At 38.4% G+C, this 13,625-nt stretch carries 10 protein-coding genes; 7 read left to right on the forward strand and 3 right to left on the reverse strand.

Translation table 11 applies throughout. The features are described from left to right. The 5 genes from MMO42_RS15560 to MMO42_RS15580 form a co-directional block, all read left to right on the forward strand. The coding region (locus tag MMO42_RS15560; protein ID WP_241321217.1) for a DUF2345 domain-containing protein at positions 1-720 on the forward strand (720 nt) is incomplete at its 5' end. Between the two features lie 3 nt (positions 721-723). Next, positions 724-1,455: a hypothetical protein gene (locus MMO42_RS15565; RefSeq protein ID WP_241321218.1), complete on the forward strand. Its 732-nt coding sequence runs from the start codon at positions 724-726 to the stop codon at positions 1,453-1,455. Further along, positions 1,456-4,023, forward strand: a complete 2,568-nt coding sequence (locus tag MMO42_RS15570; protein ID WP_241321219.1) for a T6SS effector BTH_I2691 family protein — start codon at positions 1,456-1,458, stop codon at positions 4,021-4,023. A gap of 16 nt (positions 4,024-4,039) precedes the next feature. Beyond that, complete coding sequence (locus MMO42_RS15575; RefSeq protein WP_241321220.1) at positions 4,040-5,131, forward strand: DUF6708 domain-containing protein; 1,092 nt, start codon at positions 4,040-4,042, stop codon at positions 5,129-5,131. A 137-nt stretch (positions 5,132-5,268) separates the two neighbouring features. Further along, positions 5,269-6,357, forward strand: coding sequence for a DUF6708 domain-containing protein (locus tag MMO42_RS15580; RefSeq protein ID WP_241321221.1), 1,089 nt, complete (start codon positions 5,269-5,271; stop codon positions 6,355-6,357). Between the two features lie 883 nt (positions 6,358-7,240). On the opposite strand, the gene trmB is transcribed toward MMO42_RS15580, so the two are convergent. Next, complete coding sequence (trmB, locus tag MMO42_RS15585) at positions 7,241-7,957, reverse strand: tRNA (guanosine(46)-N7)-methyltransferase TrmB (RefSeq protein WP_004654068.1); 717 nt, start codon at positions 7,955-7,957, stop codon at positions 7,241-7,243. A gap of 182 nt (positions 7,958-8,139) precedes the next feature. On the opposite strand from trmB, the gene MMO42_RS15590 reads away from it, so the two are divergent. Together MMO42_RS15590 and MMO42_RS15595 are read left to right on the forward strand one after the other, a co-directional pair. After that, positions 8,140-10,578 (forward strand): ExeM/NucH family extracellular endonuclease, encoded by a 2,439-nt coding sequence (locus MMO42_RS15590; RefSeq protein ID WP_241321222.1) that lies wholly within the window; start codon positions 8,140-8,142, stop codon positions 10,576-10,578. Between the two features lie 206 nt (positions 10,579-10,784). Further along, a complete protein-coding gene (locus MMO42_RS15595; RefSeq protein WP_005153867.1) occupies positions 10,785-11,396 on the forward strand; it encodes a glutathione binding-like protein in 612 nt (203 codons plus the stop codon). Positions 11,397-11,449: 53 nt separating this feature from the next. Here the strand turns inward: MMO42_RS15595 and MMO42_RS15600 are convergent, their stop codons facing one another. Next, positions 11,450-11,794, reverse strand: a complete 345-nt coding sequence (locus MMO42_RS15600) for a hypothetical protein (RefSeq protein WP_005294959.1) — start codon at positions 11,792-11,794, stop codon at positions 11,450-11,452. Between the two features lie 157 nt (positions 11,795-11,951). Further along, positions 11,952-13,517, reverse strand: a complete 1,566-nt coding sequence (ahpF, locus tag MMO42_RS15605) for an alkyl hydroperoxide reductase subunit F (protein ID WP_241321223.1) — start codon at positions 13,515-13,517, stop codon at positions 11,952-11,954. Positions 13,518-13,625: the final 108 nt, after the last annotated feature.

The following is a 13,625-nucleotide window of genomic DNA, read 5'->3' on the forward strand; positions in this document are numbered from 1 at the left end:
CTTTCTACGCACAAACAAGATCAAGCCCAAGGCGAGCATCTTGATGCGCAGCCTGCCAAGCAACAACTTGAAGGCAACCAAAGCAACGCCAAAGCCTTAAGTGAAGTGGCCAAGAATCAGCAGACTGATGAGATTGAATCACTGGAGCAATTAAAAGCCTTTGCCGAAGAAATTGAGTCTGATATTGCAAAGTTTAACAAGGCGATGTTGTTGCTCAACTCACCCGCTGGCATTGGCCTGAGTAGCAATGAAGATATTCACCTATCCGCGGATGGACAGATTAATCAGTTTGCAGGCGACAGCATCAACTTGAGCACCCAAAAAAATCTGATTGCACATGTAAGTGGTAAAGCCAGCCTGTTTGCTGCGCAAAATGGTATTAAGCAAGTTGCTGCAAAGGGGAAGTTTGAGGTTCAAGCACAGTCAGATGGGATGGATTTACTTGCCAAGCAAGGGATTCAGATTATCTCGACCGAAGATCGTATTGAGATTACTAGTCCGAAAGAGATTGTGATTACCGCAGGTGGTTCTCAGATCAAACTAGATGGTTCGGGTATTTTCCCAACCACAGGTGGTAAGTTTGAGGTGAAGGCGGGGCAACATTTGTTTATGGGGGGAGCGAAGGTCGATATGCAACCTATCGCATTAAAACAATTGGAATGTGATCTTAAGGCAATAGAAGCATCTGCCAAAGGCTCACCTGTAATAGCAGTGGATTAAGTTGTGGAAAATAAAGATTTTTTAATAGAAAAAATATCGACTTCTGAAGATATTATTTTTAAAGCAAATTATATATTTTTTGATCCTTTATTGTGGATGGATGCACATTATGTTCTTAAGCAACTTGGTGTGAAATATGAACTAATTGGGTCTAACTTATTTGAAAATGAAAGTATGACACCTACCTTGGTTGATCTTAGTTTGATTGATGATGAACTGAGAAGACAATTGTGGGAGGAAATAGGTTCATATTTTTATGTTGATGCATTTAGTCAATTTGACCAAATGAGTATGTTTCAGAACTATATAATTTCAAAGAAAAATATTTATGAAATAAAAGAGTTTCTAGCTAAAATGATGAAAGTAACAGTTCAAAAAAAGAATTTTTTATTCCGGATGTTCGATTCTAGAGCAATGATTCACTTTCATTTATTATTTAGTTTTTATAATCATACAGCAACTAGTCAAATCGAAAAATTCCAATTATGGCAAGACTATATAGATGAGTGGATCATATCTGTTGCTGGACAATATTTTACTTTGAATGTTCCCAATCTCTTTTCTGATCAGTTATATCCTAAGACATTTAGTTTTGATGACATGATGCAGATTACTGAAAAATTAAGAGTATTAATGACACCAAATATGGATGTTGTAGAGGGAGAATTAGATTCTACTTTGCCATTTGAAGAGCTGTTGCATCGTGAATATAAAAATATTTTGGGAGAAAAATAAATGACAGCTTCTAATTGTAAACGTTGTCAGAAAGAAGGCCTACCTTTATTTATCAGTCGTTTTTCTGTAGGTAGAGGAAGTGCAATTCGTTCACCTATTGCTGTGCCAGCAGGTTACCCAGAATTACCAGCAAGTAGTTGTTATTACGCACTTAGGAATTTACGTTCAGGTTATTTATATATTTACGATAGCTTAGACAATAGTATCAAAGTCTATAGTTTAACATCTGGAGGCTTAGCAACGTTAATTAATGCAAATGAACCGCAAGCAACAACAGAAGCATTTAAAACACAACACGTTGCATGTATGCAACAAGGACAGAAATTTGCCAATGCTGCTTTAATTACTGTCCCAAGACCAACTGTTGCGCGATCAATATTTATTGGCTATTCCGAATATAAGTGGACACAGGCGGTACTGAATGCGCATAAGGGAGCTTCTGCTGTGGCAGTTGAGAAGCGTAGGCATATGACTGAAGTTAAGATTGGAGGGAATACTACGGGCAGTATACCTATACAACGTCTACAAAATAGTGTTAATGAGTATAGTTTAACCAATGCTCAGGGGCAGCAGTCTTTTGCATGGTCGACTCGCGGTTTTTTAGAATTAAAAGGCAATGCACCAAAAATTATTAATGAAGCAAATCGGTTAGCGCCGGGAAAAGGGTTAGTGATTGCGATCAATGATCCCGTTGCTTTAATGAGTGATATTAGTGCTTTGCTAGATGAGCTTGGTCGAATCTGGCAACAGGCACATCGACATCCTTTGACAGTCTATGGAGAGATTGAAAGTTTAAAAACGGCTGTACAAATGGATGCTGCTAATAATGCTGCTTTAAATTTTGACCAAGCACGTTCTGCAATTACAGAGGAAACAACCGAGCAAATATTTGTTCCTGCATTGGGAAGCTATATCGATACACCAACGATTGCAGTGACAGGATACCGTGATAAACAAGATTTACCCCCGCTGACTCCGCAACAACTACAGCAATTACGCAATAGGATAAGTGCCAGTCAGCAAAGTGCTTGGGCAAGATATCAGCGAGAATTTAGTAGTCCAACAGCACCAGATAATTGGAAAAAAGATTTTGATGCAAAAGCAGTTGATTATCAGAAAAGATTTATTGAGCCTTTAGCGAAAGCACATCTCGCGTGGTTTAAGAGTAATACCTTGTTTTACTATATGCGAGCGAACTTTGATAGTAGCTTGATCCAATCAGGCATGGAATATTCAACGACGGTCATGGTTTTGGTGGGTAATACTCAGATGCTCCCTGAAAATTTCACTTATTATTGCCAATTGTTAAAAGGTGATATTAAGCATGCAGCTAATTATCTTTGTCGCGGGCTTCTCTTTAACCAACAAGCAGCTTTGAATCAGGTTCAAAGTAAATTAGCTGATTTTGATTTTATGTCGGGTTCAACTAAACATGCTTGGTCAGGGCTTATTTTTGGTGTAACGCAATCCATTGACTTGGCTATAGTGGGTCGAGCAACAATACTCGAAGGTTTTGTCAAGGCAATCAGTGCTCCTGTTTCGCAAGTTATCAAAGAAGCTGTAGATGGGGCAAGCGCAGCTTATAAAGTACCTTTGTTGCTTGGAGCGCATTATCAAAGACCTGTAGTTCGTGTAGAGGTCAATGGAACGAAATTAGAATATGCCAAGTTTATTACACAAGAAATTTTAAAGGCTTCGGGTAAAAAAATTAATTCAGATGATTTAAAACGTGCTGTTAAATTACAACTTTTGCAACTTGAGGCTGCTGGTGTAGTTGATTTAAAGAGCCGTAACCGTAGTGCATTTGCTTTGGTCGTGGATATTAATGAACTAAGTAACGTTAATTACAATACCCCGAACAGCCAACGTACACCTGCAATGGCCTCCAGCGTTCGTAGTGCTCAAGATGTAAGTGAATTACGTTTTAAAGACTACAGTAAGGCGGTGAGTACCAACAAAAAAATGTCATTTGGTGCAGGACTTTTTGCTGCAACTTTACAAGGGATTGCAATTTTTAGTATGTATCAGGACATGATGAAAACAACACCAACACAATTATTGGAAACATCGACTAAATTTGTGGCAGGTATCGTAGCTGGTGTTGCAAGTGTGTTAGATGTCATAGAGCGACGGTTTGAAGCAGTGATGAAGACAGCTTTGGATCAGGCGACAAAAGCAAAAAATGGCTTGAGGATGAAAATTTGTGGATTCCTGAAAACACGAGGTCTGGTAGTTGCTGCTCTTGTGTTTGCGGCATGGGATGGTGTTAACGCATATAAAGAGTTTCAGAAAGGTAATTATCAATTAACAGGGTTGTATGCTGCATCAGGCATTCTTGGCGTAGCTTCAACAGTTGCATTTTTGATTGGTGGTGCATTGATGACTGGTGTTGGTATAGTTTTGGTGATTGCCATGATTGCTGTTGCGTTTGCTATCAATTACTTCAGTAGTAATGCTTTACAGGACTGGATCAGACAAGGCTACTTTGGTAAGAGAAAAGCAAATTGGACTTTAAGTACTGAGCTCAAAAAACAGCAAGAAGCATTGGCAGCACTAGCATCGTCATAAAGTTAGGAAATTAAATATGAGTGATTGGGTAGGTTTATTTTTTAACTATGAGACGGTGGGTAAAAAGCTTAAACCGCATAAAACCGAAACTTTAAATATAAGACGATCTGAAAGTGAAAAACTAAATTCACATCTAGCTGTGATTCAGATTAATAGTACCTATTTAGAGTTATTTGATCGTTGGAACTTTTTGCGAGGATTCACCTCAATTTTTGCTTTGTTTATAATGGGGTTTATGTCTTGTCTTGTTTTTATGATAGTCTATTTTGTTTTTTTTAAACCCACACCTGGTTTGACAGGTGGTGAGTTAGTAATGTTTATTTTCCTAGTGCTATGTGGTGTAGGGCTGCTTGGGGTTGGTTGGCATTTTTTTAGAAGAGAATGTTTTAGCTATACTCATTATCCTATCCGTTTTAATCGAAAACTAAAAAAAGTCTATGTAATTCAGCCTAATAAAAAATTACTGGTTGCTAATTGGGAAGATTTTCATATTGGTTTACAACAATACAGCCGCAGAGGTTGGGATGTAAGGTTTTCTTTGTTAGACGAACAGGAAAAAGTGACAGAAACTTTTGCCTTACCATATACGGGTTTTAGTCAGTATAGTTCTGAATTATTAGAACACTGGGAGTTCGTTCGTCGCTATATGGAAGATGATACAGCTCAAGCTAGCTATGATGCGGTTACAGAAGTTTTTCCAATACATCAACGCAAAGAAACCTTAAAAAAAAGTTTTGAGCGCGTGATGATTGCAACAACAGGTAGTGATCAACCTATAAACAGAACTCAACGATTAATATTTTGGGCAACTTTTCCATTTAGATTCATTGAAATTGTTGGTCGTACTCTGTCTATAAAAACGAGTAAAATTCCAAAGTTCCCAGACTGGGTTGAGCAGGAATGCCAAATCGAAGCCAATGATCCTTATGACTTTGAACAATATCCGAAACCTAAGCTACAAAGTGAACCGATCAAACCATTTGAATATGTGATTTATATAGTACTGCTACTTATTTCTATCATCATCTTTCTTGGATTTATTGATCTATTGTCATTGGCTAAAGGTGAAAACTCAGGACTGTTAAAAGCTCTATTCTTTTGGTGGTAAGTGTGCCTGTTTGGCACATTTAGCCTTTATATTTTATTTTGACTTTTTGATGATTCATCACAGGAATGTTTTACCTACTCTGATGATCAGAATTGCTTTAGCAGCACTAGTATCGTCATAAAGTTAGGAAATTAAATATGAGCGATTGGGTAGGTTTATTTATTAACTATGAAACGGTGGGTAAAAAGCTTAAACCGCATAAAACTGAAACTTTAAATAGAAGACAATCTGAAAGTGAAAAACTAAATCCACATCGAGCAGTGATTCAGATTAATAGTACCTATTTAGAGTTGATAGATCGCTGGAATTTCTGGAGAGGATTAATCTCTATAGCAAGTTTATGTTTTATAGCCATTATGACTGTTGGTATAGGTGGGCTATTTTATTATGGATTTTATAACCCATCATATAGCACCAGTATAGTAGAAAATATGATAGACATTTTTTTTATTTTAGTATTCTTTGGGGGAATTATAATCTTTTCCCATATGTTAAAACGTGAATGTTTTAGTTATACCTATTATCCTATCCGTTTTAATAGAAAATTAAAAAAAGTCTATGTTATTCAGCCAAATAGAAAGTTATTGGTTGCTAATTGGGATGACTTTAATATTAGTTTGCAACAATATAGTCGTAGAGGTTGGGATGTAAGATTTTCTTTACTAGATGAACAGGAAAAAGTGACAGAAACTTTTGCTTTACCTTATACAGGCCATAGTCAATATGATTCTTTTTTATTAGCACATTGGGAATTTGTATGTCGTTATATGGAAGATGATTCAGCAAAAGCAAGCTATACTGCAGTCCATGGAGTTTTTCCTATCCATCATCGTAAAGAGTACTTTAGAGAGACTGTAGAACGTGTGATGATTGCAGCTACAGGTAGTGATCAACCTGTAAATAGAATACAACGACTGATATTTTGGGGACTTTTCCCAATATCATTTATTTTTCTAGTTGGGCGTATGCTATCTGTCAAAACTAGTAAGATTCCAAAATTTCCAGATTGGGTAGAACAAGAATGTCAAATCGAAGTCAATGACCCTTATGACTTTGAGCAGAACCCGAAACCCAAGCTACAAAGTGAACCGATCAAGCCATTTGAATATGTTATTTATATAGCGCTGTTACTTATTTCTATCATTATTTTTCTTGGGTTTATTGATTTATTATCTTTAGTCAAAGGTGAAAACTCTGGATTGTTAAAAGCACTATTTTTTTGGTAGTAAGCGTATCAGTAAAGATAGTCTTAATTTAGAAGTTATTAATATAGTTTATAGATATAACTGCTTATTGATGAAAGTTATTTATATATAAAATTTAAATGTATTTTATAAAAGTGATTTAAATGTCGATAAAAATCTCAGAATTTGACTATCAGTATTTTGTGAAAAAACATTTTGTACTGAATTTCGCTCTAGGTACTCTTGCTTTTCTGGGATTTATTACGATTTTTAGTTTAAGTACATGCCTTATAAGAGTTTTCTTTATTCTTTCTTATATCTTTTATTTCTGGTTTTGTATTTTCCTCTATATAAGGGTCAGGGCTAAACCTGATGCACTTTTATATGCACAGCATCGTTTTTTGGGGAGCTATTTGACATCAGTTTCTTTCCTATTGATCGCTCTGTCAATTTCTTTGTATGTTGGTGAAGTATATTTTTGGAGCTATATCGTATTTTATATCTTATTTAATATTTTTATTCGACTTGAAATGAGAGATATTCTGAAGAATAAAAAATATATACAAGTTTTGATTCATAATTTTAATCAAAAAGAGGTTTTTTTTTATATGATTTTATGTTTTCATTGACTGGGCATGCGTATAAGATCAATGGGTGGAAGATATTTGTCGGTTTCTTTTTAGTTCAAATGATCTTGATCGCTGTTCTGAAAGAAATATTTGAAATTTCAGCTCCTTATGAATTCTATATTATGCCAGGTGTTTTTTTCTTTATCTCAATTTTTGCTTTATATAATATGGGGATAAAAATGTATTTGCCTTATAGTGTTCTAAAACAAGAAGTTCAATAGAAGCCTTATTTAAAGTTTAGACCTAAAAAAAGCCACTAAACAATTAGTGGCTTTCTTTAAAAAAATAAAATCAGCTTACTTTATTTTCTTAAAGATAAAGTCATTAATCTTATGGCCAGATTCTAGACCGCGACGCTCAAATTTAGTCACTGGACGCCATTCTGGACGAGGGTAACTATTGCCTTTACCTGCCAAGTTTTCCATATCAGGACGATTGTCTAGTATATCAAGCATCCATTCTGCATACGGTTCCCAGTCTGTCGCTGAGTGGAAAGTACCACCTAACTCAAGCTTTTGTTCAACCAGTTGCATACGTTCATGAATAACAAAGCGGCGTTTAAAGTGACGTTTCTTCTGCCATGGATCTGGGAAGTAAAGCTGTACACAGTTAATGCTGTTGTCTGGCATTTCACGTAGCACTTGGATTGCATCGGCATCCAGTACAAACAGGTTCTTTAAGCCCGCCATACCCGCTTCATAGACACACTGTGCGATCCCAGGTACATGCACTTCAATCCCGACAAAGTTACGTTCAGGATTGGCTTTTGCCATTAACACCAAAGAACGACCCATACCAAAACCGATTTCAACGGTTAATGGGCGTTCAGGATGTTCAAAGTGTTGACGTAAATCACCAACAGGGTATTCCAAAATTAAATCACGATAATCTTCTAAAGCAGTACGTTGTGAAGTATTGAGCGGAGCTGAACGACGCATAAACGTCACAATTTCACGGTGCTCTGGCAAATTGTCGAGTTCCGTAATTTGCGTTTCTAACTGATCGTTTGACATGATTCTGGAGATATAAATATAGAAATGCCGTATTTTAAGTGTTCAGGTGGTCAAGTCAAACTTTAAGTGATTTTATTTAGCCGATCATTTCTAAAATTGCTTAAAATTTGTCAAAAAATCTTCATGTAGCTGTCACAGAAATTGCATAGCCTAATTACAATTTTAACACTAAGTAAAAAACCATGAACAATTTTAAATACCATTCGATCGCTATTTGTTTAGGCCTGTTAGGTGCTTCTTCAATTTTTTCTGCCGCACATGCACAACTCATGTTTAGCCAATATGTGGATGGCAGCAGCAATAAAAAAGGGTTGGAAATCTATAACCCAGACGCTACGACTGTTAATTTGACAGATTATGAAATCCAGCAGTTTAATAATGGCGGCACGGTCAAAACCGTAGCTTTTCCATTACAAGGCAGTTTAGCCAGTAAACAAAAATTCCTGATTGGTCGTTCTGAATTACAGACACAACTAGGTGGGAAGGTCAATCAAGTCGCTGGACTCTCCTTTAATGGCGATGATGCGATTGTGTTGCTCTATCGTGGGACACCTGTAGACCGCTTTGGTCGTATTGGTGAACGCCCAACGAATGGTTGGGGCACTACAGTACAGAGTATGGGCAATAGCTTTAAGCGCATTCAAACAGATAATCCTGTGGTCAGTGTTGATTCGACCAGCCCATTTGATCTCGACTCATCTTGGCAGGCATGGACAGATCGCAATGATTTTTCGAATTTGACTGGCTCAACCACGACGCCGCCTGTAGACGCAGTCAGTTGTAGCAGCAGTGATACACCGATTGCTAGTTTGGCAGAATCGACTCAGAATCAAAACTATACCATTCGTGGTGTAATCACAGCGGACTATCGTTATAGCAACGGTTTCTCTGGTTTCTATGTGCAAACCCCAGATAGTAAAGCCACACCGAATGTCAGTAATGCTATCTTCGTTTATATTCCTGCAAGCAGTACAGTAAAAGGTGGGCAAGTGGGTGAGGAGGTGATCCTGCGTGGCCGTCTCACCAGCTACCAAAACCAACTTCAAATTGATCAGTTACAGCAAGACGTTCAAAGCTGTAATCAAAATATGGCTTCTCTCATTCAACCATTGGATTTGAATCTACCCTTTAGCAGTTTAACTGACACAGCAGGTAATTCACCGAAACGATATCAAGGGATGTTGGTGAAGTTACCGCAAACTTTGACGATCAGCGAAAACTATAATTTTGGTCGTTATGGTGAGCTGTCACTGAGTCTTGGTCGCTTATTTATTCCAACCAATCTTTATCCTGCATTGTCGAATGAAGCGAAAGCCTTAGCGCAGAAAAATCTACTTTCAAAAATTATTTTTGATGATGGCTATAACAATCAAAACCGTGCACCGTGGTTGCCACAAAATTTTAGTGCCTTAAATACACTGCGTTCTGGCTATCAGCTAAAGAATACACAAGGTATTTTAGAATATCGTTTTAATGCGTGGCGTGTACAGCCGATTGTAGGCGCGAACTTACCAGAAGTGGTCACCACGGCCAATCCGCGTCCAACCATTGCAGCTAAGCAAAGTAAACATATTCGTGCTGCAGCATTTAACGTGCTGAACTATGATAATGGCAAAAATGGTTTCCCAACTGAACGTGGTGCCAATAGTCAGGCTGAATTTGACAAGCAACATGCCAAAATCGTCAATGCATTAAAATCAATTGATGCAGATGTTTATGGACTGATGGAGATTGCCAATAATGGTTATGGCAGTGACAGCGCAGTTGCCAACCTCACCAAAGCTTTAGGGCCAGACTGGAAATATGTGATTCCTGAAGGATTAAATCAGCTCGGTACAGATGTGATTGCAGTTGCGATTATTTATAACAGTAAACGTGTCCAAGCTGTCAATAAACCTGCGGTATTGGACTTAGGCGATAAAAGCCGTTCCACTATTGCTCAATCATTCAAACCTGTACAGGGCGGACAGATCTTCACTGTGATCCCAAATCATCTTAAATCGAAGAGTTGTAAAGGTGTTGATGAAAACTCGCTTGATGCAGATCAACGTGATGGACAAGGTTGTTGGAATCCAACTCGCGTTAAAGCAGTTGAGCAACTCACTCAATGGATTGCCAAAAATCCTACTCAAGTGAAAAATCCGAATATCTTGCTCTTAGGCGATATGAACAGTTATGCCAAAGAAGATCCAATCCTCAGCTTTGAAAAAGCCAACTATAAAGTCTTACTGAATGACAGCAAAGTGGGTGAGGGTAGTCAGGGATATAGTTATGTCTTTGGTGTCGCCAGCGATGCAGATGGTTATGGCGGTGCAGGTAACCTTGATCATGCCATTGCCGATGCCAATTTGTATAAGCGTGTGATCAAAACCTTTGCATGGCATATCAATGCTGATGAGCCGACGGTGCTGGATTATAATGAAGAATATAAAACTGATGAGCAAAAGGCTTTGTTCTTTGCTGCGGATGCTTATCGTTCTTCAGATCATGACCCAGTCATTGTAGATTTGGATATGAAAAGCTCGGATTCTCAACTTGAACCAAACAATCCAAAGAATATCATCGTTGAATTTTTAAACTCATTATTTGAATGGTTAGGCAAACTTTTTGGCAGAGCGTAATCCGCTTTCCGTGACCTTGTTTAGTTTGTTTTTTCATAAATTAATCAATCGTCACGGAATATAACTTGCAAGGCAGAAAAAAATTCATTAATAGTAGTGGTGTAGATGTTCTTAGCATGAAAGCTATTATAAATTTTAGTTATTTCTGTTCTCGAGTTTCGTAGGAACGTCCTAGAGCATAAGTTGTTAGATAACAAGGATCAATTATGAAGTTGTATTATTCCCCAGGTGCTTGCTCATTGGCTGCCCATATTATTTTAAATGAAATAAACGTCGATTTTGATTTAGAACGAGTTGATCTAAAAACACATAAAACTTCTAAAGGTGCAGATTATTACGAGATTAATCCAAAGGGCTATGTGCCTGCATTGGAAATTAATCCAGGTTTGATTTTAACTGAGAATGTGGCGATTTTACCGTTTTTGGCACAGCATGATCCTAAACAGGATTTGATTCCACCGTCAGGGATGGGACGTGCCAAAGTGTTGGAATGGTTAGGATATTTGAATTCAGAACTACATGATGCTTATTCAGTATTCTTTGGCGGCAAACTCACTGATGATGAAAAAACCAAAGCCTATGCAGAAGTTGATCGTTTGCTTAAATATATCGACAACTACTTAGCTGAATCAGATTGTGATTATTTAGTCGATGACAACTTTGGTCCTGCGGATGCGTATTTATTTGTTCTCACCAATTGGTCAAACCATATCGAACATGATTTAACACCTTATATCAACGTAATCGCATTGCGTAATAAAGTCGCTGAACGTCAGTCAGTGCAAATTGCAATGCGTGATGAAGGTCTATTAAGCTAAATGAGACAAATAAAAAAGCCTCTGTTTACAGAGGCTTTTTTATTTCAACTAAATTATTGTTGAGCTTTTTCTTTCACATCAGCAGCAGTTGATTCTACAGCACCAGCAACTTTAGCGGTTGCATCACGTGCAGCAGCTTCAGTTTTTGCAGCAGCTTCAGCAGTTGCAGTCGCAGTGTGATCAGCAGCAGCATCAATTTGATCACCCGCTGTATCTACAGCAGTTGCAACATTATTAGCAGCAGAATCAGCAGCATTTTGAACATCAGCACCAGCTTGGCTAGCAGCGTGTTCTAAATGTTCACCCGTGGTTGCACCTGTTTCAGGCGCTTTATCTTTATTACAGCCTACAAGCGCAACAGTAGCAGCAAGACCTAATGCAACAAGTAATTTATTCATTGTCTATTTCCTTTTCTTTGTGGCATCCAATAGGATATGGATACCGAAAATATAAACATAAACTTGATGAATAATAAAGTTGAAAATTTGTTGATAACTTGTAAAAACACGCACTTACATCGGAAAATGCAAGTGCGTGCACATGTTTGAGATCAGCTTATACACCAGAACGGATCATATAATCAAAGGCAGATAGTGATGCTTTGGCACCTTCACCAGTCGCAATGATGATTTGCTTGTATGGCACAGTGGTACAATCACCCGCAGCAAATACACCTTTGACATTGGTTTCGTTACGATCATTGATCATGATCTCACCACGGTTACTGAGTTCAACTGCACTGTTCTTTAAGAAGTCTGTGTTTGGCAATAAACCAATTTGCACAAAGATCCCTGCAAGTTCAACACTGTGTTCAGCATCAGTGGCACGATCTTTATATTTCAATGCCGTCACTTGAGCACCATCACCGACCACTTCAGTACTGAGTGCATTCAAGATCACCGTGGTATTCGGCAAGCTGTTCAATTTGTCTTGCAATACTTGGTCAGCACGTAGTTTGGTATCAAACTCAACCAAAGTCACATGCTCAACAATCCCAGCTAGGTCAATCGCTGCTTCTACACCTGAGTTACCACCACCAATGACCGCAACACGTTTACCTTTAAACAATGGACCATCACAGTGTGGGCAGTACGCAACACCACGGGTACGATATTCTGCTTCACCCGGTACATTCATTTCTCTCCAGCGTGCGCCAGTTGAAAGAATGATGGTTTTCGATTCAAGCTTGGCACCATTTTCTAATACCACTTCGACCAGACCATTAGCTGTTTGATCAGCACCTGTGATCTTGCTGACACGTTGCAAGTTCATGATATCGACACCGTATTCACGTACATGTGCTTCCATGTCTTGGGCGAACTGAGGACCTACCGTTTTTTGAACTGTGGTAAAGTTCTCAATATCCATGGTATCCATCACCTGACCGCCAAAGCGTTCAGCCACAATACCGGTTTTGATGCCTTTACGTGCCGCATAGATCGCTGCGGTACCACCAGCAGGACCACCACCAATCACCAACACATCAAATGCATCTTTGGCATTGATTGCCGCTGCATCTTTTTCAGCCGAGTTGCTATCTAACTTGGCAACGATTTCTTCCAAAGTCATACGACCTTGGCCAATATGTTGATTGTCTTGGAACACCATCGGTACCGCCAAGATTTTACGTTCTTCAACTTCGTCTTGGAAGAAAGCACCATCAATCATGGTTGCCGTGGTATTTGGGTTGTTAATCGCAATTAAGTTAAGCGCTTGCACCACATCTGGACAGTTATGGCAGCTGAGCGAGACAAACACATCAAAGTTTGCGCTTAAGTTTAGGCCTTTGATCTGAGTCAAGACTTCATCAGAGACTTTCGGTGCATAACCCGATACTTGCAATAATGCCAAGATCAAAGAGGTAAACTCATGTCCCATAGGTAAGCCAGCAAAGAACACACGCGGTTGTTCACCTGCTTTGGCCACACCAAAACTAGGACGGCGAGCGTTTGAACCGTCAAAACGCGCCGTAACTTGGTCAGAAAGTTCAGCAATTTCCGTTACGAGTTCTTTAATTTTTGCAGCTTTGTCCGAGTCATCTAAAGCAGCAACCAACTCGATTGGACTTTCTAAACGTTCTAAGTAAGCTTTTAATTGAGTTTTAATATTTTGATCTAACATGTATGACTCCAAATTCTAAGACGTGCAAATCGGCTAAATTCATTCAATGAAGCTATAGTACGCAAAAGTAATAAATAGGTAAAACAGTATGTTTTTATTAGTTTGATC

This window comes from Acinetobacter sp. ANC 3882 (assembly GCF_022549545.1).
Lineage (GTDB): Bacteria > Pseudomonadota > Gammaproteobacteria > Pseudomonadales > Moraxellaceae > Acinetobacter.